A 19,643-nucleotide genomic window follows, 5' to 3' on the forward strand; every position below is an offset into this window, starting at 1 on the left:
GGACAAACTCTTCGCGCGGTTCGGCCTACTCTTGACAGGGTGAGCAGCCACCGCGCCGTCGTGATCACGGTCTCCGACCGTTGCTCGGCCGGCACGGCCGAGGACAGGTCCGGACCGCGCGCGGCGAGCCTCCTGCAGGAGGCGGGTTACGCCGTCGAGCCGGTCCAGGTGGTCCCGGACGGGCTCGACATCGTGGAGCAAGCCCTGAGAGCCGCCGTCGACGGCGGAGCACGCGTCGTGCTGACCACGGGCGGCACCGGGGTCTCACCCCGGGATCAGACCCCCGAGGCCACCCGCGCCGTGCTCGACCGTGTCCTCCCTGGGATCTCCGAGGAGATCCGCCGGGTCGGTTCACGCACCGTGCCGACGGCGTTGCTCGGGCGGGGTCTCATCGGCACCGTGGGCACGTCGGTCGTCATCAACGCCCCCGGGTCGCCCGGTGGGGTCGCCGACACCCTGTCCGTGGTGACGCCGCTGCTCGGGCACCTGCTCGCCCAGCTCGAGGGTGCTGATCATGGCTGAGCCCGGCATCGTGCTGCGCGCAGACCTGAGTGCCGAGCCGCTCGACGTCGGGGGTCACCTGGACATGGTCCGCACCTCGACCGTGGGTGCGGTCGCCTCCTTCGTCGGCACCGTGCGGGACCACAGCCCGGACGCGGCCGGTGAGGTCGTCGAGCTCGAGTACTCCGCGCACCCGGACGCGCCCGCGGCTCTCGCGGCCATCGCCGACCGCGTCGCGGCGCAGTTCGAGGGCGTCCGGCTCGCCGTCAGCCATCGCACCGGGGTGCTGGCGGTCGGGGACGTCGCGATCGTCGCGGCAGCCGCCGACTCCCACCGCGGCGAGGCCTTCGACGCCTGCCGCGCGCTCGTCGAGGCGGTCAAGGCCGAGCTCCCGGTCTGGAAGAAGCAGGTCGTCGCCGACGGTTCCCACACCTGGGTGGGTTCCGCATGAGCGTCGAGGTCTCCGAGGAGCTGCGCGGCCCGCTCGTCGACACCCATGGGCGCGTGCACCGCGACCTGCGGATCTCCCTGACCGACGTGTGCAACCTCCGCTGCACCTACTGCATGCCCGCCGAGGGCGTGCCGTGGCTCGCGCGCGAGAACATCCTCACCACCGACGAGCTCGTCCGGGTGGCCGAGATCGCGGCCGCGCTCGGGATCGTCGAGGTGCGGCTGACCGGGGGAGAGCCGCTGCTGCGCCCCGACGCCGTGGACGTCGTCGCACGGATGGCCGCCATCGAGGGCGAGAGCGGTCCGCTGGAGGTCTCGATGACCACGAACGCGCTGCGGCTGCCCACGCTCGCCGGGCCGCTCAAGGAGGCCGGGCTGAGCCGCCTCAACATCAGCCTCGACACGCTCGACCGTGAGGTCTTCAAGGATCTGACTCGGCGCGACCGCTTCGACGACACCCTCGCTGGCATCGAGGCCGCGATCGAGCAGGGCTTCGCCCCGATCAAGCTCAACACGGTCGCGATGCGAGGCGTCAACGACGGCGAGATGACAGCGCTGCTGCACTTCGCCGTCGAGAAGGGCCTCGAGCTGCGCTTCATCGAGCAGATGCCGCTCGACGCCGGTCACATCTGGTCGCGCCCCGAGATGGTGACGGGCGAGGAGATCCTCGATGCGCTGGGCAAGGAGTTCACGCTCACCGAGGTCGCCGGCCGCGGGGCCGCGCCGGCCGAACGATTCCTGGTCGACGGCGGACCTCGCACGGTCGGTGTGATCCGCTCGGTCACCCGACCGTTCTGCGGCGCCTGCGACCGGGTGCGGCTCACCGCCGACGGCCAGCTGCGGAACTGCCTATTCGCGCGCACCGAGTCCGACCTCGCCGGGCTGATGCGCGGCGGCGGCTCGGACGACGACATCGCCCGCCTCATGCACACCTGCATCGCCGGGAAGCTGCCCGGGCACGGCATCGACGAGCCCGGGTTCCTGCAGCCCGACCGCCCGATGTCCGCGATCGGGGGCTGACCCGCCGGATCGGGCACGGTGGCGCTGTCACCGATGCGAGAGTGGGGGTGTGACAGTCATGCGCAAGACGCCCTCTGGCCGCCTCGTCCTGCTGCGCCACGGCGAGACCGAGTGGTCCCGCTCCGGCCAGCACACCGGGGTCACCGACATCCCGCTGACCCCGCACGGCGAGGAGCAGGCGCGCGCGGTCGCGGAGCCGCTCACCGAGTTCTCGTTCGTGCTGACCCTCAGCTCACCGCTGCAGCGCGCCCGCCGCACCGCCGAGCTCGCCGGTCTCACCCCCGAGATCGACGACGACCTGATCGAGTGGGACTACGGCGGCTACGAGGGCCTCACCACGCCCGAGATCCGCGAGCGGCTCGGTTACGACTGGAGCGTGTTCCGCGACGGCGTGGTCCCCGGTGACACCCCGGGCGAGACCGTGGAGGAGGTGGCGGGGCGCGCCTCCCGGGTGGTCAAGCGCGCGCTCGAGGCCATGGAGCTTGGTGACGTGGCGCTCGTCGGGCACGGCCACTACTCACGCGTGCTCGCCACGGTGTTCCTGCAGCAGGAGCCGCGGATGGGAGCAAAGCTGCTGCTCGACGCCGGCTCGCTCAGCGTGCTCGAGTACGAGCGGGAGGAGCCCGCTGTGCGGGTCTGGAACAGCCCGGCCCGCACCTGAGATGAACCACTCCATGAGCGCGGACGCCCCGGCGACCCGTCGGATCGAGATCACGCTGCGCAAGCCGTGGTTCGCGCTGTACGGCTTGATCAAGCCGACGCTCGTGGTCTCTGGGCGCTCGCAACCGGTCCAGTGGGGGCTCGGGACGTGGCAGGTGCCCGCTGACAGGCCCGAGCCGGTGGGCGTGTACCTGTACAACCGGGTGTGGCGCTTCGGCCGGGCGGAGCTCGTGCTGGCGCCGGAGCAGGCAGCGGTCGAGTACCGGGCGCCTGTGCTCCCGTTCCTCCGGGGCCGCATCCGCGCGGCGTCGTAGTCGGCACGCGGTCCCCGCCCGATCACCGCTCGACTAACGTGGGGGCACGTGGATACCGATGCCGTCCTGGACCTGCTGCGCCAGACCGCGATTGATGTGATCACGCCGCGCTTCCGCGCACTCGCCGAGGGCGAGGTGTTCACCAAGACCCACCCCGGCGACCTCGTCACCGTGGCCGACAGGGAGTCGGAGGAGGTCATCACGACCGCCCTGCGGCGCGCCTACCCGGACGCGATGATCCTCGGCGAGGAGGCGGCCTCGGCGGACCCGAGCCTGATGCGGGCGTTCGCCGCCGCCGAGCACTCCTTCACGATCGACCCGATCGACGGCACCTACAACTTCGTGCACGGCAAGGCCGATCATGCCGTGATGGTCGCCGAGCTCCGCTCCGGCGAGGTCGTCCGCAGCTGGATCTGGCAGCCCGAGCACCAGCTGGCATTCGTCGCCGAGAAGGGCGCCGGCGCCTACCGCAACGGCGAGCGGCTGCCCGTGCTCGAGCCGGCCGCCGACTCGACGGCGTGGCGCGGCATCAGCTCGCAGGCGCAGATCCGCGACGGCAGCTTCGAGGGGCTCTCCCCGATGACGGAGACCTGGTTCTGCGCCGGTGTCGACTACTCGCACCTGGCCGCGGGCGACGTCGACGTCATCGTGTTCGCGCACGCCAAGCCCTGGGACCACGCGCCCGGGATGTTGCTGATCAGCGAGGTGGGCGGCGTGCTCCAGGCCGGTGACGGCAGCACGTACAACCCTGCTGCGCCGCGGCCCTGGCTCGTCGGCGCAGCGAGCCCGACCGTGGCCGAGGGCGTGCGCGCCCGGATGGCCGGCGCCCTCGTCGCCTGAGCACGAGCGGGCCGCTGCTCACGAGAGCGTCGTCTCGGCACCACATCGCCCTCGCGCGACGGCGATCTCGTACCGCGCCAGCGATCTCGTGCCGCCCTCGCCGGGGCGGGGGCAACCCAGGGGCTCAGCCGCCGGCGAAGGGCGGGAGCACGTCGACCACGTCGGCGTCGGCGATCGGCGCCTGCGGGTCGTCCTCCCGGCGACCGTCCACCAGCAGCGCGCACCGTGACAGCACGCGCTCGAGATCGGGCCCGTGCGCGGCAATCAGCTTGGCGCGCAGATCACCGACCGTGCTCGCGCTGATGGATTCGCTCGACGTGCCCGCCGCCTCGGCGGCCGCCGCGAAGTAACGCACCTGGGTCATGACGCCTCCCATGCTCGCGCCGCGTCGGCGGCGCGCTCGCAGGCTGCCGCCACGGCCTCCGGGCTGCCACCCTCGCGTGCCGCAGCCAGTCCGACGACGAACGCGCTCACCGGCGCCGCTGGCCGGTCGACGTGATGCGCGACCTCCCTGGTCATGTCCAGCAGCGCTCGCAGGTCGACGGCGGAGCTGTCCACTCCCAGCGTGGTGCACAGGTGCTCCACCCAGGCCTGGATCGGGGGCAGGTCGCTCAACGGGCCCTCCTCGAGTCGTGGCGGCGACGGACGATCTCCCAATCCTCCCAGGTGTCGATGTCGGCCGCTGCCGAAGCAGGCCCCTCGACCCCGCGCACAGGGAGCGCGGAGAGCAGCCGTCGCGCCGACTGCCCTGCGGGGTCGCCGAGCGCGGTCAGCGCCGACTCGAGCGAGTCCAGCCGGTAGATCCCCGTCAGCCACTGCGGCCGCCCGTCCTCGTCGAGCAGGTGCACACCGGCCTCCTCGGCACCCCCATCCCACGCCGCCGTCAGCGCACCCACGGCCGCGCTCGGGTCGGCGAGGTCGCACGCCAGCACGAGCACCGCCGTCGAGCCCCCGCCCAACGCGGCGAGCCCGGCCGCGACGCCGGCGACAGGACCACCGAACGGCGGCTCCTCCTGCACCACCGGCACGCCCGGTACCAGCGAGGCGGGCCCGACCACGACGACCTCGCGGGCCCCGGCCGCCTGCGCGGCGGCCACGACCCGATCGACCAGGCGGGCGCCGTCGAGCAGCAGCGCCGCCTTGTCCTGCCCGCCGAGCCGGGTGCTGCGACCGCCGGCGAGCACCACGGCGGCGAGCGCGTCAGCGGGTCCAGTCGCCCGACTTGCCACCGGTCTTGGCCTCCAGCCGCACGTGGGCGATCTCGGTGCCCTTGTCGAGGGCCTTGACCATGTCGACGACGGCGAGCCCCGCCACCGACGCGGCCGTGAGCGCCTCCATCTCGACGCCGGTGCGGTCGGCGGTCCGCACGGTCGCCCGGATCGCGATGCCCTCGTCGGTGATCTCGAGGTCGACGACGGCGCCGTGCACGCCGATCACGTGCGCGAGCGGCAGCAGCTCGGGGGTCTTCTTCGCAGCCGCGATCCCGGCGATCCGGGCGACGGCGAGCACGTCGCCCTTGGGTACGGCGTGATCGCGCAGCACCTCGACCACATGGGGCGCGCAGAGCACGAGCGCGCTTGCAGTGGCCGATCGCACGGTGGGGGTCTTCTCGGTGACGTCGACCATGCGCGCCGCGCCGGTGCTGTCGATGTGCGTCAAGTGGTTCATCGTGCGCCCTCCAGGACCTCGACCTCGTCGCCAGCGTCGATCCGCGTCACCTCGGCACGCACCCGCGCCAGACCGTCCGCGCCGGCCAGGCCACCCACGAGGTGGCTGCCGGACCCGCGCCGGGAGGCCGGATGCACGAGCGGGGTGATGCCGTCGCGGCTGATCGTGACCGGCATGTACTGCTCTCGCCCGGCGGGGCTCGACCAGTCCACCGCCGCACGCGCGGGCAGGAACCGCGGCTCGACGTCGCCCTCGCCCGCGAGCCGCCGCAGTGTCGACCGCACGAACACCTCGAACGAGACGTACACGCTCACCGGGTTGCCCGGCAGCGTGATCACGAGCGTGCCGTCCTCCAGCCGCCCCGACCCCTGCGGCTTGCCCGGCTGCATCCGCACCGGGCCGAACCACATGCTGGGCAGCGGCGCGAGCACGGCCTTGACCACGTCGTACGCGCCCACGCTGACGCCGCCGGAGAGGATGATGGCGTCGACGTCGGGGGAGAGCCGCGCGAGCACCTCGCGCAGCGCGTCCTCGTCGTCCGGGACCGCGGCGACCCGCACCGCGACGGACCCGGTCTCGGCCACCGCTGCGGCGAGCACGTGGCTGTTGGACTCCGGGATCTGCCCGAACGCCAGCGGCTGCCCCGGCTCCACCAGCTCGGAGCCGGTCGAGATGACGGCCACCCGCGGCCGGGCGTGCACCTCGAGCTCGCCGTGCCCGGCTGCCGCCGCTGCGCCCAGGTGCCGCGCGGTCAGGCGGGTCCCGGCCCGCAGCACCAGGTCGCCGGCCGCGAGGTCGTCGCCCGCGCTGCGCACGTGAGCGCCCAGCGCACGCGCCTCGGTGATCGCCACCGTGCTGGTGCCGCCGTCGGTGGCCTCGACCGGCACGATCGTGTCGGCCCCGTCGGGCAGCGGTGCCCCGGTCATGATGCGGATCGCCGTGCCCGCGACCAGGGTGAGCCGGTCGGTGCGGCCGGCCGGCACGTCGTCGGCGACCGGCAGCACGACCGGATGCTCGGTACTCGCCCCCGCGACGTCGTCGGCCCTCACGGCGTAGCCGTCCATCGCCGAGTTGGTGAACGGCGGGATCTGCTCGCGAGCGAGCAGATCCTTCGCCAGCACCATCCCGACGGCGTCGCCCAGCTGGGTCCGGACCGTGGCCGTCGGTGTGAGGTCGGCGAGCAGGCGGGCCCGGTAGTCGTCCGCGGATATCGGGGTCATGTGCTCGCGCTCTCGGCTGCGGCGGCCCAGGCGGGGTAGCCGCCCACGAGCCAACGGGCGTCGATGCCGGCGCCGCGGAGCTGGCCGGCGGCCAGCTCGGCGCGCGGGCCGACCCGGCAGTAGGCCACCACGATGCCCTCGCGCGGGATCGAGCGCCGGCCCACCTCGGTCATCACGTGCGCCAGCGGCACGTGCACGCTTCCGGGGATCGTGCCGCCGGCGAGCTCGAACGGCTCCCGGACGTCGAGGAACGTGATCGCCAGACCACGCTCGAGCGCGTCGCGAACCTGCGCGACGTCTACGGCATCGTCGGGCGCGGGCTGAGCGAGCGGGGCCGTTGCAGGCGCCGGCTGCCGCGGCGCGGCAGCGGCGTCGCGCGGGCGCAGCGGCACCTCGGTCCAGCGCTGCTGCAGGCCGTCGAGCACGAGCAGCCGGCCGAGCAGCGGCTCGCCCACGCCGGTGATCAGCTTGATCGCCTCTGTCGCCATCACCGAGCCCACCTGCCCGGTCAGCGAGCCGAGCACGCCTGCCTCGGCGCACGAGGGGACGGAGCCGGCCGGTGGCGGGTCCGGGAACAGGTCGCGGAGGGTCACGCCACCGGGCACGGTGCCCTGACGGGACCAGAACACCGAGATCTGCGCGTCGAAACCCAGCACGGACCCCCACACGAGCGGGATGCCGAGCTCGGCGCACGCGTCGGAGACCGCGTATCGGGTCTCGAAGGTGTCGGTGCCGTCGAGCACGAGGTCGTAGCCACCGAGGATCTCGGTGGCGTTGTCCGCGGTGAGGCGTTCGGCGCAGGGTTCGATCACGACGTCCGGCGCGATGTCACGCAGCCGCCGGGTGGCGCTGTCGAGCTTGGGACGCCCCACGTCCGCGACCCCGTGCAGCACCTGGCGCTGCAGGTTGGTGGTGTCCACGACGTCGTCGTCCACGATCCCGATCGTGCCCACGCCCGCCGCGGCCAGGTAGAGCAGCGCAGGCGAGCCGAGGCCGCCGGCGCCCATCACGCAGACCCGTGCCGCGAGCAGCCGTCGTTGCGCGATCTCGCCCAGCGCCGGCAGCAGCAGGTGACGCGAGTAGGTCTCCGCCTGGTCGGGGGTCAGCGGCGGTCCGGGCTCGACGAGCGGTTCCACACGCCCACGCTAGGCCACATCCGGCTGCCCCGAGACCGGGGCCCGCTGCCGGGATAGCATCACGCCGTGGCCACGTCCTTGCCCGCGACCCTGCGCACGCTGGCCGTCGTGCAGGCGGGCGGTGCAGGCAGCCGGATGGAGGTGCTCACCCAGGAGCGCGCGAAGCCGGCGATGCCGGTGGCGGGAACCCACCGGCTGATCGACTTCCCGCTGTCCGTGCTCGTGGCGAGCAACATCTCCGACGTCTGGGTGAGCGTCCAGTTCCAGTCCGGCACCCTGGACACCTACCTGGCCGGCGGGCGCCCCTGGGACCTGGACCGCACTCGCGGTGGCTTCCGCCGCCTGACGCCGGAGCAGGGCTCAGGATCACCGGATGAGGACGGCTTCAGTCAGGGCAACGCCGACGGGCTCTTCCGGATCCGGGACGACATCCGGGCCTTCGCGCCGGACGTGCTGCTGGTGCTCTCCGCTGACCACCTGTTCAATGTCGACCTGCGCCCGGTCATCTCCCGGCACCTGGACCGCGGGGCGGAGTGCACGCTGCTGACCGCCGAGGTCGGCGTCCAGGAGGCGACCCACCAGGTGGTGGTCAGCGCCGGAGCCGACGGCCGGGTCCGCGCCGTCCGTCCCAAGCCGTCGTCGACAGACATCGGCACCGTCGCATCCGAGATCGTTCTCTACGACCCTGACGTGCTGATCGAGGCGCTGGATCGGCTGCACGCCCAGCTGCAGGCCGACGGGGCCGACACGGGCCTGGGCGACTTCGCCGAGCACCTGCTGCCCGCGCTGGTGGGTCGAGGACAGGTGTATGCCGAGCCGTTGCCCGGCTACTGGAAGGACCTGGGCCGGCCGGAGGCCTACCTGCAGGCGCACCGCGACCTGCTGGCGGGTCGGGTGGACGTGTTCAGCCACGCCGACCGCCCGATCCGGTCCGGCACGACCGAGGGCCCGGCCGCCTGGTTCGGGGACGAGGCCGAGGTCCGCGACGCGATGGTGGCACCGCGCTCCCGGGTGCGCGGCTCGGTCCGGCGCTCCGTGCTCGGGCCGGGCGTCGAGGTGCAGGCGGGCGCCGTCGTGGAGGACAGCGTGCTGCTGGGTGACACGGTGGTCGAGGCGGGGGCGATCATCCGGACCGCCATCGTGGACACCGGCGTCCGGGTCGGGCGCGGTGCACGCGTCGGCGACGCCCCGGCGGGCACACGGCTGACCGACGAGGCGATCACGCTCATCGGCCAGGACTGCACGATCCGGCGCGGCGCGGTCGTTCCCGCCGGGGCTCGGCTCGACCCGGGCGCCACCGCGGATCAGACCTAGACTCGGGCCATGCCCGCCCTGCGCACGGCCGCCCGCATCGTGCTCGGTGCCGCGATGATCGGTGCCGGGATCGCGCACCTCACCTCCCAACGGCAGGAGTTCGGTGCCCAGGTGCCGCAGTGGTTCCCCCTGGACGAGGACCTCACGGTGGTCGGGTCCGGGGTCGTGGAGATCGCGCTCGGCGCCTCGTTCATCGCGCTGCCGCGGCACGGCAGGCTGATCGGTGGGCTGCTGGCCGCGTTCTACGTGGTGATCTTCCCCGGCAATGTCGCGCAGTACGTCGAGGGCACCGACGCCTTCGGGCTGGACACCGATCGCAAGCGCCTGGTGCGGTTGTTCTTCCAGCCGCTGCTGGTGCTGTGGGCGCTGTACGGCGGGGGTTGGCTGCGCCGCGGGCGCGAGGGCAGCACCCGGCGGTCGGTCGACTAGCGGCTGGCGGTCTTCGCCCAGCGGCTCACCGCGGTGGCATCCGCAGGGCGCCGTCGAGCCGTATCGTCTCGCCGTTGAGCATCGGGTTCGACACGATGTGTGCGGCCAGTGCGGCGTACTCCTCCGGCTTCCCGAGGCGCGCCGGATGCGGGGTCTGCGCCTCCAGCGCGGCCATCGCCTCGCTCGGCAGCCCGGCGAGCAACGGTGTCGCGAACGTGCCGGGGGCGATCGAGACGACACGGATCAGGTGCTGGGCGAGGTCCCGCGCCGCCGGGAGCGTCAGGGCGGCCACGCCGCCCTTCGAGGCGGCGTACGCGGCCTGGCCGACCTGCCCGTCGTATGCCGCGACCGAGGAGGTCATCACGACGACCCCCCGTTCGCCGTCGACCGGCTCGAGAGCGGCCATCGCCTCGGCGCTCAGCCGCAGCACGTTCGCGGTCCCGACCAGGTTGATGTCGATCACGCGGCGCAGGTCCTCGAGCGGCAGCACGCCGCGCTTGCCGAGGAGCCGCCCCGGCGTCGCCACGCCCGCGCACGTGACGGCGATCCTGAGGTCGCCGAGATCGCTCGCGCGCTCGACGGCGGCGCGCACCTCGTCCTCGTCGCGCACGTCCGCCGGCACGAAGGTGGCGCGCTCGCCGAGAGCTTCCACCAGGGCCGCCCCGGGGGAGCCCGGGAGGTCGAGAACCACCACCGATGCGCCGTCCGCATGAAGCCGACTCGCGGTCGCTGCCCCCAGACCTGACGCACCGCCGCTGACCAGCGCTACGGTATGAGGTGTGATGTGCATAACATGCACGGTACGGGGTGAGCTGCGTGACCCGCATCTCTCGATTGGATAAGCCGCCATCATGGCTGTAGCGTCAATGACTGAGTGACCGCTAGCAAGCCGCAAAGGGGAAAGTCGTGTCCGCTCGCGAGGTGCGCACGAGGCTTCGCGCACGCGTGACGGCGCTGGGTTACCGGCAGCTGGAGTCGCGGGGCGAGGCCGATGCCTTCGTCGACGCCGAGACAGGTCACCGTGCAGCCGTCGTGCCGTTCCCACGCTGGGGTCGGCGCATCGACATCCTCACGGTCGAGTCGAGCTATCCGCTGCCGCAGGGCGGTCAGGCCATCGCCTTCCGCCTCGACGTCGGGAGCCAGGTCCATCCGGAGGGTGCGTCGGTCCCCGGGCGCTGGAACGCTCAGCAGATGCAGACGCTCTGCGACGACGTCGTGATCCCGTACCTCGAGCGCGCTCGTCACCCGCACGACGTTCTCGACATGCTGCTCGACGGCGAGGTCCGGCCGCCCGGCTCGGCTGCCGCGCCCGCGGTGCTGCAGCACGGCTACTTCCTCGCGAAGTGGTGGGGTCTGGCCGATCGGGTGTGCGCGTTGCGCGACGTCGCTGAGGTGCTTCCCGCCGCCGAACGCGTACAGCTCCAGCACGCGCCCTGGGGTCGGACCGAGCTCGCCGAGGTGCTGTGGTTCGGCCGTGACCTTCCCGAACCGCCCGAGCGGCTCCCCTGGGGGCCAGGGGATCAGGGCGATCCCCGCGCGGAGCGGTGGTTGCGTGACACGGGGCGCTACCACCCGGAGCTGGTCGAGGCCGAGGGCGGGGCGGCGCCCCAGCAGGTGCAGAGCCCGCGAACCGTCTAGGTCGCTGAGTCGTCCGTGGAGGCTCGCAGCACGAGGCGCGGCGGCACCAGCTCGACGCCGGAGTGGGGGCGTCCGGCGATCGCGTCGAGCAGGCGTTCTGCAGCGATGCGACCCACCTCGGTGAGCGAGGTGTCCACGGTCGTGAGCGGTGGGCGCGCACCGGTCGCGATGATCTCCCAGTTGTCCGTGCCGATCACAGCGATGTCGTGCGGGACGTTCCGCCCGCCCTCGCGCAGGCCGTCGGTCACGCCGCGTGCGAGCAGGTCGCTGCCGCAGTAGATCGCGTCGACATCGGGGTGGGCGCGGAGCAGCATCTGCGCAGCCTGCCGGCCCCAGTCCTCGCCCCAGCCGCCGAAGTAGGCAGGAGCGACGAGCTGGGCGCCACCCGCAGCGAGCGCCTGCTCCAGCCCTGTGAGCCGTTCCCGCGCGGCATCGAAGCGCTCCGGCCCCGTGATGTGCGCGATCCGCGTGCGGCCCATCCGGAGGAAATGCTCGCCTGCCACCCGGCCCACGGCCTGGTCGTCGACGACGATCGAGCAGTCCCGGGGGTTCGCCGAGGGGGTGAGCGCGTAGACGACAGGGGTGCCCGGCTCGACGGTGAGCGGCTGCCTGATGTTCGAGCTTCGCCCGGTCACGATGAACCCGTCCACCCGGCGCCCCTGCAGCACGTCGATGTAGTGCTTCTCACGGATCGGGTCGTCGCGGCTGTCGCACAGGAACACCGAGATGCGGCCGGCGCCGAGCGCGTCCTCGGCGCCGAGCATGACCGGCACGCTGAACCGCTCGAAGCTGTCGGTGGTGATCATGCCCACGGTGTAGCTGCGTCGCTCGAAGACGCTCCGCGCGAGCTCGTTCGGCCGGAAGCCGGTCTCGGCCGCGGCCGCGAGGATCCGCTGGCGGGTCTGGGCGCTGATCTGCCCCGTGCCGTTGAGCGCCTTCGAGACCGTGCCGGGGGAGACCCCGGCGCGCGCGGCGACATCACGGATCGTGGTTCTCCGTTGTCCGTCGGTCACCGCTGCTCCTTCCCGGGTTTCCGGAAACCTTAGCCCGTACCCATCGCTCTGGAGGCCATTGCCGGGGTGCCTGCCAGACGCGCCGGCGGAACCCGACAAGGAAACAACGGAAACATGTTGCATCGCCGTTGCCGACGTGTCAGCATGGCTGACACCACCCGCCGACGCCGGCGAGGAAACGGCGTCGTCGTCGCACGATCCGCATCATCGAGGAGCCTCGTGTCAGAGCACCGCAGTCACCCTGTCGCCACCGCTGAGCGTCTCCAGCGCGCAGGCGGCGGGCCGGTCCAGCCCCGCGCGACCACGCCGCTGCAGCCGCTGGGCTTCGCCGACGTCCGGCTCACGGAGGGTTTCCTGGCCAGGCTCCAGCAGGAGAACGCGAGCACCTCGATCGTGCGAGGTCACGAGCACCTCGAGCGCCAGCAGGCCTGGACCAACTTCGAGAACGCCGCTGCCCGCGTGGTCGGCCGCACGTACCACGGCCCGGTGTTCGAGGACGGGGAGGCCTTCAAGTGGCTCGAGGCCACCGCGTGGGAGCACGGACGTTCCGACGACGCCCAGCTCGCCGAGTGGCTCGAGGAGAGCGTCGCACTGGTCGCCTCCGCGCAGGCCGACGACGGCTACCTCTCGACGTTCAACCAGTCCGCCGGCAAGCGCGGTCGCTACGAGTGGATCTCCTACGACCACGAGATCTTCAACATGGCCACGATGATCCAGGCCGCGGTCGCGCGCTACCGCGCCTCGGGATCAGGTGACCTCCTCGCCGTCGCCTGCCGCGCGGCCGACCATCTCGCTGAGGTGTTCGGCTTCGACAAGCGCCGCGAGACCTGTGGCCACCCGTTGGTCGAGATGGCACTCGTCGAGCTGTACCGCGTGACCGGCGAGCAGCGTTACCTGGACCTGGCCTCGTTCTTCGTCGAGATCCGCGGCCACGGCACCCTGACCGATCCCACCTGGCAGGGCTGGACGTCGGTGTACTTCAGCGACCGGATCCCGGTGCGCGAGACCGTGTATCCCGAGGGCCACGCCGTCAGGGCCGTCTACTTCGCCTCCGGCGCCACCGACGTGGCGATCGAGACCGGCGACGCCGAGCTGTTCGACGCGCTCCGGCGGCAGTGGGACAACATGGTCGAGACCAAGATGTACGTCAACGGCAGCCTCGGCTCGCGCTGGGAGGGCGAGGCGTTCGGCGATCCCTACGAGCTCCCGACCGACCGCGGGTACGGCGAGACCTGCGCCGCGATCGCCAGCATCCAGTGGAGCTGGCGGCTGCTGCTCGCGACCGGCGAGCCCAGGTACGCCGACCTCATCGAGCGGCAGCTCTACAACGCGGTGCTCTCGGGTGTCACCCTCGACGGCGACCGCTACTTCTACGTCAACACGCTCCAGGTCCGCGAGGGCGCGATCGCCTACGACGACCGGATGGGCGCCGCCGGGCGGCAGGAGTGGTTCGGCTGCTCGTGCTGCCCCACCAACCTCATGCGCACGCTCGCCTCGTGGCACCACTACCTCGCCACCAGCTCGGACGCCGGGCTCCAGGTGCACCAGTACGCCTCGGCGCAGCTCAGCGGCGGCGGCCTGGACGTGCGGATGGGGGCCGACTACCCGTGGCACGGCGAGATCGAGCTCAGCATCGAGGCCGCGCCGCAGGACGTGCGCGAGCTCAGCCTGCGCATCCCGGCATGGGCGCGCTCGGCGACCCTCGAGATCGAGGGTGAGCCTGTCGCCGTCGAGCCCGGGTCCTACGCCCGGGTCAGCAGGGTCTGGCGAGCGGGCGACGTCGTGCGCCTCCTGCTGCCCATGCCGGCACGCCTGACCCGCGGTCACCACCGCGTCGACGCCGTCCGGGGTGCGGCGGCGATCGAGCGTGGTCCGCTGGTCTACGCGATCGAGCACCTCGACCAGGAGGGCGTCACGGTCGACGACGTCGCGCTCGCCTCGACCGAGCTGGCCGAGGAGTGGCGGGGTGACCTCTTCGGCGGCATCCCGGTCGTCACAGCCCCGGCACGCAACCTTCCCGACGGCGAGGTGGGCCGCCTCGTCGCCATCCCGTACTTCATGTGGGCGAACCGGGAGGTCGGACCGATGAAGGTCTGGCTACCGCTGGACGCCTGACAACACAGGACCACCTCTCCCACGTGCCGGGCCCCCGGCGCGTCGGTCCGCCCTACCCACCCACCGCAAGGAGCCCGACAATGAAGCCGCTCGTCCTCAACCGCCGTGACGTCCTTCGACTCGGCGGCGTCACCGCACTCGGCGGAGCCCTCGGGGGCTCCCTCGTGGCCTGCAGCTCGGCAGGACCTCAGCTGCAGTACATGTTCTGGGGGTCGACGGCGGAGCAGGAGGCCGTCGAGTCCATGCTCGCCTCGTTCGAGGGCACGCTGGACGGCGAGCTCACCGTCGAGCCGCTGTACACGCCGGACGACTACGACACGAAGCTCAACGCGCTGGTCGCGAGCAACCGGATGCCCGACGTCGCCTACATCTCGAACGGGATGGCGTACCGGCTGGCCGAGCAGGGCAAGCTGCTCGACCTCAGCCCCTACTTCGAGGACCACCCCGGGATCGGTGGCCGGCTGCCCGAGGCCTACAACTTCTGGTCGGAGACCCAGACGTTCGGAACCCCGGCCGCGCTGGAGATCATGTGCCTGTTCACCAACAAGGCGGCCTTCAGCGAGGCGGGCGTCGAGCTGCCACCGGTCACCGCCGCCGACGCCTGGAGCTGGGACGACTTCGTCGACGCCGCCTACCGGCTGACCGTCGACCAGAGCGGGCGCCGGCCCGACGAGGACGGTTTCGACACCACCCAGGTGGCGCGGTTCGGCACGCTCGCGAACATGTGGTCGGCCGCCTGGTACGGACTGCTGCTCAGCAACGGCGTGGACGTCGTCGACGCCTCCGGCACCACCACGCAGCTCAACAGCCCTGAAGCCGTGGCGGTGCTGCAGAACCTCGTGGACCTCATGCACGAGCACCGGGTCGCGCCATCGCCCACGCAGCTGGGCAACAACGCACCCTCCACCCCGGCCCAGCTCGCCTCGAACCGGCTCGCGATGGCGATCGACGGTCAGTGGGCGCTGCTCGACATCAGCAAGTCGGACTTCGACTACGGGATCGGCGTGCTCCCCAGCTACGGCACCCCGATGACCGCCTCGATGGGCGGCGCGATCGGGATCTCGGCGGAGACCGAGCACCTCGAGGAGGCGCTCGCGCTGTACGTCCACCAGTCCGACCCGACCGTGGTCGGGCTGTTCGGTGAAGGCCTCTGGATGCCCGTGGAGGAGAAGTACTACACGGACGAGGAGCTGATCGCGACCTGGACCGACAACGAGGTGCACCCGCAGGAGTACCGGACCGCCGTCGTCGACTACACGATGTCGAGCTCCAAGCGGTACTTCGCGGAGACGATGAGGAACTACGAGGCGATCGACAAGATCATCTCGCCAGCGCTGGAGCGTGTGCAGACCGGCGAGGAGGAGGTCCAGGCGGTGATGGACGAGATCGCCGCCGAGCTCAATGACGGCGTGCTGCAGGGCTTCTACCCCAACCCGTTGGTGTGAGCGGCGTCAGCGCCGAGGCGGCCCCGAACGGCGCAGGCCGCCGGGGTCGCCGCGGGAACACCGGTCGGGCAGAGGCGCGCTGGGGTGTGCTGTTCGCGATGCCGGCGATCCTGGGCTTCGTGATCTTCACGATCGGCCCGATGATCGCGTCCTTCATCCTCAGCCTCACGGACTGGACCGTCGGTGGCACCCCTGCCTTCATCGGCATCGACAACTACGTCGCCCTGACGCAGGACAAGCTGTTCTGGAAGTCCCTCGGCGTGACCACCTACTACACGCTGGCTGCGGTCCCGCTGGCGCTGCTCGTGGGGTTCGTCGTCGCGCTGCTGGTCAATGCCGGGTGGCGGCTGCAGTCGTTGTGGCGGACCGTCTACTACCTGCCCACGCTGGTACCGGCGGTGGCCAGCGCCGTGCTCTGGATCTGGATCTTCAACCCGGACTCCGGGCTCTTCAACTCGGTGCTGCGCGCCGTGGGGCTGCCGACGTCGAACTGGATCTACTCCGAGTCGACGGCGGTGCCCTCGCTGATCATCATGAGCACCTGGGGCTTCGGCAACGCGATGGTGATCTTCCTGGCCGGGCTGCAGGGTGTGCCGCGACAGCTGTACGAAGCGGTGGCGCTCGACGGCGGCGGCGCGTGGTCCAAGTTTCGCCACGTCACGCTGCCCTTCATGACGCCAGTGATCTTCTACAACCTCGTGACCGGGGTGATCGGCACCTTCCAAGTCTTCAACCAGGCATACATCATGACCAGCGGCGGCCCCAACAACGCCACCCTCTTCTACATCTACTACCTGTACACGAAGGCCTTCACCGACAGCGAGATGGGGTACGCCAGCGCTCTCGCCTGGGTGCTCTTCGTCATCGTGCTGGTGATCACGGCGCTGCTGTTCCGCAACGCCCGCAGCTGGGTCTACTACGAGACGGGAGACACCCGATGAGCGCCGCCACGCAGTCGAGGCCAGCGCGCGGGCTCCGCGTCTCGCGCGGGGTGATGTTCCTCGTCCTCGCGCTCGGCGCACTGGCGATGCTGGCTCCGTTCGCCTGGCTGATCCGCAGCGCGCTCATGACCGACGCCCAGATCTTCATCAATCCGCCGCAGTGGTTCCCGAACCCGGTCGCGTGGGAGAACTTCCCCGACGCGCTGACGGCCCAACCGTTCGCGCGCTACTTCCTCAACACGATGATCATCGAGGCGGTCGTCGTCACCGGCACGGTGCTCACGTGCTCGTTGACGGCCTTCAGCTTCGCGAGGCTGCGGTGGCGCGGCCGGAACCTCGTGTTCGGGGTGCTGCTGACCGGTGTGATGCTGCCCTATGCGGTGACGCTGATCCCCACGTTCGTGGGCTGGGCGGCGCTCGGTGCGCTCGACACCTTCATCCCGCTGACCGTGCCGGCCTGGTTCGCGGGCGCTGGTGGCGGTGTGTTCAACATCTTCCTGTTCCGGCAGTTCTTCCTGACGATCCCGTACGAGATGGATGAAGCGGCCTACATCGACGGCGCGAACCCGTGGCAGGTGTTCATCAGCATCGTGATGCCGCTGTCGAAGCCGGTGATCGTGGTCGTGGTGATCTTCACCTTCATCGGGGTGTGGAACGACTTCCTCGGACCGCTGCTCTACCTGAGCTCGAGCGAGAACTTCACGCTTGCGCTCGGCCTCGCGACCTTCCAGAGCGCCTACACCGCGCAGTGGGGGCTGCTGATGGCGGCGTCCCTGGTCGTGATCCTGCCGATCGTGCTGCTGTTCTTCGTGCTGCAGCGCTACTTCGTCGAGGGCGTGACCCTCACGGGGATCAAGGGCTGACCGGGGCGCCTCCGGCCGCGAGCGAGGCCTGTGCCGCCAGCACGACGGCGACGTCCGCCCTCGCCGAGGCCGGCGGCACCAACGGCGCTGCGTCGTCGCGGACGGCGGCGACCCAGTCGCGGACGATTGCTGCATGGCTGTCGTAGTAGCACTCCGGCGCCGACAGCGGCACGGCCTCGGCACCTATCACCAGGCGGGCGGAGCCGCCGTCGGAGTCGTAGTCGACCCCGATGTCGATCATGCCGGTGCTGCCGAGCACGGTCGCCTCCACCTCGACAGCGCGGGCCGGTGTGCCCCAGCAGTACAGCGACTGCGCGAGCAGCCCGGAGGCGAAGGTGAGGTCGAGGGAGTACACCTCGGCGCCGGGCGTGGAGCGGCCGGTGCTGCGGTGCGCCGCCACCGTGGCGACCGGCCCGGCGAGCGCTCGCAACAGGCTGATGTGGTGGGTCGCCTGGTCCCACAGCAGCCCGGCCATCGCCTCGTCACCCCGCCGCCACGCCGAGGCGGCCCAGACGCCGGCGAGCGTGTAGGCGCGGGTGCTGCGCAGTGCGAGCACCTCGCCGACACGCCCGGCGTCGATCGCCGATCGCGCAGCCCTGACCGCCTGCAGGTGCGGATAGTTCTCGGCGACCGCCACCACCCGATCGGCTGCGGCACCGGCCTGTGCGATCCGGTCGCAGTCCTGCAGCGACAGCGCGAGCGGCTTCTCGACCAGGACGTGGAGGCCGAGCGCGATCGCCTCGAGCGCCGCCTCGGCGTGGGCGCCGTGCGGGACCCGGATGTCCGCGCCGTCGAGGTGCTCGTGCGCCACCGCATCGGCGAGCGTGGTGAAGGCGCGCACGCCCAGATCCGCGGCAAGCGCCTCGGCGCGGTCCGCGTCACGGTCGACGACGGCGGCCACCGTGATCTCGGGCGCGAGGCAGGGGTAGATGTCGCGCGCCATGATCGTGCCCATGGCGCCGGCGCCCACGAGCGCCACCTGCTGCCTCATCGCGGGCTCGCCGTGATGACGGCGGTGCTGTCCCGCTCGACGAGGCGGTGCGGCAGGACATGCCGCGCCGGCTCGGCCCGGCCCTCGAACTGGGCACTCAGCTCACGCAGCGCCGCAGCGGCCACCTCGTCGGGAAGCGGGCCCACGGAGGTGAGGCTCGGTGTCGCACGCGCACCCTCGCTCATGTTGTCGAAGCCGGCGACGGCGATGTCGGCGGGCACCGAGCGCCCGGTGCGCGCGACCGCCTTCATCGCGCCGAGGGCGGAGGAGTCGTTCATCGCGAAGATCGCATCGATGCCCGAGGTCCGCTCGAGCGCCCCGAGGGTGGCCGCCAGACCGCCGTCGAAGTCCCAGCCCGCAGGGATGAGCAGCTCGCGCTCGACGGCGATGCCCGCCTCGGCGAGCGCGTCCAGATAGCCGGCGGTCCGCTGCTCGCACGTGAGTGCGGCACCGCGGTCGGCGCCCAGGAGAGCGACCCGCCGTCGGCCCAGGCCGATGAGGTGACGCACGGCGTCCCGCACGGCGAGGCGATTGTCGGGGCCGACGTGCGCGACCTCTCCGCCCAGGCCCCGGTCCCCGATCAGCACCAGGGGGAAGGCAGGATGTCGCAGCGACTCGTCCTCGGGGGTGAGCGCGACCGAGGACATGATGACGCCGTCGGCGAACACCTGGTCGCCTGCGAGGATCGCGAGCTCGTCCTCACGCCGTGACGCGGTCGTCACGACGGTGACCCGCAGCGATTCCTGCGCGGCGCGATCGATCACGCACTGCGCGAGCTCGGCGAAGTACGGCTCGGTCAACCGGGGGAGGGCCAGCGCCACCGTGGAGGTGCGCCCCTGCCGCAGCTGCCGGGCCGGCGCGAAGGTGCGATACCCGAGCGCACGGATGCTCGCCATGACCCTCTCGCGGGTCTCGGGACGCACCGGCACCGAGCCCGTGACCACGTTCGAGACCGTGCGCTGGGAGACGCCCGCGTGCTCGGCGACGTCGCGCATCGTGACGGCCACGGGACCTCCTTCGCTCGGATCGCGACCCGCACCCGCGGGGGTTGCGCCAACCTACCTTCTCGTACAATGCTACGTAGC

General features: G+C 71.8%; 23 protein-coding genes. 13 read left to right on the forward strand and 10 right to left on the reverse strand.

Features of this window, described 5'->3' with window-relative positions:
• Window positions 1-39: 39 nt before the first annotated feature.
• From GPA03_RS08835 to GPA03_RS08860, 6 genes are read left to right on the forward strand one after another with little or no spacing between them, the layout of a single operon-like run.
• On the forward strand, window positions 40-522 hold the full coding sequence (locus GPA03_RS08835; RefSeq protein ID WP_241681179.1) for a MogA/MoaB family molybdenum cofactor biosynthesis protein: 483 nt from the start codon (window positions 40-42) through the stop codon (window positions 520-522).
• Window positions 515-952, forward strand: a complete 438-nt coding sequence (locus tag GPA03_RS08840) for a molybdenum cofactor biosynthesis protein MoaE (RefSeq protein WP_156251629.1) — start codon at window positions 515-517, stop codon at window positions 950-952. The genes GPA03_RS08835 and GPA03_RS08840 overlap by 8 nt, the downstream gene beginning before the upstream one ends.
• A complete protein-coding gene (moaA, locus tag GPA03_RS08845) occupies window positions 949-1,971 on the forward strand; it encodes a GTP 3',8-cyclase MoaA (protein WP_156251630.1) in 1,023 nt (340 codons plus the stop codon). The genes GPA03_RS08840 and moaA overlap by 4 nt, the downstream gene beginning before the upstream one ends.
• Window positions 1,972-2,029: 58 nt before the next feature.
• Complete coding sequence (locus tag GPA03_RS08850; protein ID WP_156251988.1) at window positions 2,030-2,632, forward strand: histidine phosphatase family protein; 603 nt, start codon at window positions 2,030-2,032, stop codon at window positions 2,630-2,632.
• Between the two features lie 13 nt (window positions 2,633-2,645).
• Window positions 2,646-2,945: a hypothetical protein gene (locus GPA03_RS08855; RefSeq protein WP_156251631.1), complete on the forward strand. Its 300-nt coding sequence runs from the start codon at window positions 2,646-2,648 to the stop codon at window positions 2,943-2,945.
• A 48-nt stretch (window positions 2,946-2,993) separates the two neighbouring features.
• Window positions 2,994-3,785 carry an inositol monophosphatase family protein gene (locus tag GPA03_RS08860; protein ID WP_156251632.1) on the forward strand — a complete coding sequence of 264 codons (792 nt, stop codon included), beginning with the start codon at window positions 2,994-2,996 and terminating at the stop codon, window positions 3,783-3,785.
• A 124-nt stretch (window positions 3,786-3,909) separates the two neighbouring features.
• Here GPA03_RS08860 and GPA03_RS08865 read toward each other — a convergent pair whose 3' ends face one another.
• Genes GPA03_RS08865 through GPA03_RS08890 form a run of 6 tightly spaced genes read right to left on the reverse strand, consistent with a single transcriptional unit; the run spans window position 3,910 to window position 7,809 of the window.
• Window positions 3,910-4,149 carry a MoaD/ThiS family protein gene (locus GPA03_RS08865; RefSeq protein WP_156251633.1) on the reverse strand — a complete coding sequence of 80 codons (240 nt, stop codon included), beginning with the start codon at window positions 4,147-4,149 and terminating at the stop codon, window positions 3,910-3,912.
• Window positions 4,146-4,400, reverse strand: coding sequence for a DUF6457 domain-containing protein (locus tag GPA03_RS08870; RefSeq protein WP_156251634.1), 255 nt, complete (start codon window positions 4,398-4,400; stop codon window positions 4,146-4,148). Before GPA03_RS08870 ends, GPA03_RS08865 begins: the two co-directional genes overlap by 4 nt.
• A complete protein-coding gene (gene mobA / locus GPA03_RS08875) occupies window positions 4,397-5,014 on the reverse strand; it encodes a molybdenum cofactor guanylyltransferase (protein ID WP_241681180.1) in 618 nt (205 codons plus the stop codon). Before mobA ends, GPA03_RS08870 begins: the two co-directional genes overlap by 4 nt.
• Complete coding sequence (gene moaC / locus GPA03_RS08880) at window positions 4,986-5,453, reverse strand: cyclic pyranopterin monophosphate synthase MoaC (protein ID WP_156251635.1); 468 nt, start codon at window positions 5,451-5,453, stop codon at window positions 4,986-4,988. Before moaC ends, mobA begins: the two co-directional genes overlap by 29 nt.
• Entirely contained in the window at window positions 5,450-6,673 is a 1,224-nt protein-coding gene (locus tag GPA03_RS08885) for a molybdopterin molybdotransferase MoeA (protein ID WP_156251636.1), read from the reverse strand. The genes moaC and GPA03_RS08885 overlap by 4 nt, the downstream gene beginning before the upstream one ends.
• Window positions 6,670-7,809 (reverse strand): ThiF family adenylyltransferase, encoded by a 1,140-nt coding sequence (locus tag GPA03_RS08890; RefSeq protein ID WP_156251637.1) that lies wholly within the window; start codon window positions 7,807-7,809, stop codon window positions 6,670-6,672. Before GPA03_RS08890 ends, GPA03_RS08885 begins: the two co-directional genes overlap by 4 nt.
• Window positions 7,810-7,875: 66 nt before the next feature.
• On the opposite strand from GPA03_RS08890, the gene GPA03_RS08895 reads away from it, so the two are divergent.
• Window positions 7,876-9,123: a glucose-1-phosphate adenylyltransferase family protein gene (locus tag GPA03_RS08895; protein ID WP_206673496.1), complete on the forward strand. Its 1,248-nt coding sequence runs from the start codon at window positions 7,876-7,878 to the stop codon at window positions 9,121-9,123.
• 9 nt (window positions 9,124-9,132) lie between these two features.
• A complete protein-coding gene (locus GPA03_RS08900) occupies window positions 9,133-9,552 on the forward strand; it encodes a DoxX family protein (RefSeq protein ID WP_156251638.1) in 420 nt (139 codons plus the stop codon).
• 25 nt (window positions 9,553-9,577) lie between these two features.
• Here the strand turns inward: GPA03_RS08900 and GPA03_RS08905 are convergent, their stop codons facing one another.
• Window positions 9,578-10,342: an SDR family NAD(P)-dependent oxidoreductase gene (locus tag GPA03_RS08905; RefSeq protein ID WP_156251639.1), complete on the reverse strand. Its 765-nt coding sequence runs from the start codon at window positions 10,340-10,342 to the stop codon at window positions 9,578-9,580.
• A 116-nt stretch (window positions 10,343-10,458) separates the two neighbouring features.
• Here GPA03_RS08905 and GPA03_RS08910 point away from each other — a divergent pair, with 116 nt between their 5' ends.
• The gene (locus GPA03_RS08910; RefSeq protein WP_156251640.1) at window positions 10,459-11,190 is read left to right on the forward strand and encodes a hypothetical protein; all 732 of its coding nucleotides are present in this window, start codon (window positions 10,459-10,461) and stop codon (window positions 11,188-11,190) included.
• On the opposite strand, the gene GPA03_RS08915 is transcribed toward GPA03_RS08910, so the two are convergent.
• Window positions 11,187-12,203 carry a LacI family DNA-binding transcriptional regulator gene (locus tag GPA03_RS08915; protein ID WP_241681182.1) on the reverse strand — a complete coding sequence of 339 codons (1,017 nt, stop codon included), beginning with the start codon at window positions 12,201-12,203 and terminating at the stop codon, window positions 11,187-11,189. The two genes, GPA03_RS08910 and GPA03_RS08915, sit on opposite strands and share 4 nt — an antisense overlap.
• Window positions 12,204-12,422: 219 nt before the next feature.
• Here GPA03_RS08915 and GPA03_RS08920 point away from each other — a divergent pair, with 219 nt between their 5' ends.
• The 4 genes from GPA03_RS08920 (at window position 12,423) to GPA03_RS08935 (ending at window position 17,567) form a co-directional block, all read left to right on the forward strand.
• On the forward strand, window positions 12,423-14,318 hold the full coding sequence (locus GPA03_RS08920; RefSeq protein ID WP_162458312.1) for a glycoside hydrolase family 127 protein: 1,896 nt from the start codon (window positions 12,423-12,425) through the stop codon (window positions 14,316-14,318).
• An 80-nt stretch (window positions 14,319-14,398) separates the two neighbouring features.
• A complete protein-coding gene (locus tag GPA03_RS08925) occupies window positions 14,399-15,763 on the forward strand; it encodes an ABC transporter substrate-binding protein (protein ID WP_156251643.1) in 1,365 nt (454 codons plus the stop codon).
• Window positions 15,760-16,704, forward strand: a complete 945-nt coding sequence (locus GPA03_RS08930; RefSeq protein ID WP_241681184.1) for a carbohydrate ABC transporter permease — start codon at window positions 15,760-15,762, stop codon at window positions 16,702-16,704. The genes GPA03_RS08925 and GPA03_RS08930 overlap by 4 nt, the downstream gene beginning before the upstream one ends.
• The gene (locus GPA03_RS08935; protein WP_156251644.1) at window positions 16,701-17,567 is read left to right on the forward strand and encodes a carbohydrate ABC transporter permease; all 867 of its coding nucleotides are present in this window, start codon (window positions 16,701-16,703) and stop codon (window positions 17,565-17,567) included. Before GPA03_RS08930 ends, GPA03_RS08935 begins: the two co-directional genes overlap by 4 nt.
• On the opposite strand, the gene GPA03_RS08940 is transcribed toward GPA03_RS08935, so the two are convergent.
• Window positions 17,557-18,558, reverse strand: coding sequence for a Gfo/Idh/MocA family protein (locus tag GPA03_RS08940; protein ID WP_156251645.1), 1,002 nt, complete (start codon window positions 18,556-18,558; stop codon window positions 17,557-17,559). The two genes, GPA03_RS08935 and GPA03_RS08940, sit on opposite strands and share 11 nt — an antisense overlap.
• Window positions 18,555-19,565 carry a LacI family DNA-binding transcriptional regulator gene (locus GPA03_RS08945; RefSeq protein ID WP_156251646.1) on the reverse strand — a complete coding sequence of 337 codons (1,011 nt, stop codon included), beginning with the start codon at window positions 19,563-19,565 and terminating at the stop codon, window positions 18,555-18,557. The genes GPA03_RS08940 and GPA03_RS08945 overlap by 4 nt, the downstream gene beginning before the upstream one ends.
• Window positions 19,566-19,643 lie beyond the last annotated feature (78 nt).

It is taken from the genome of Pseudactinotalea terrae, assembly GCF_009733845.1.
Taxonomy (GTDB): Bacteria; Actinomycetota; Actinomycetes; order Actinomycetales; family Beutenbergiaceae; genus Pseudactinotalea; species Pseudactinotalea terrae.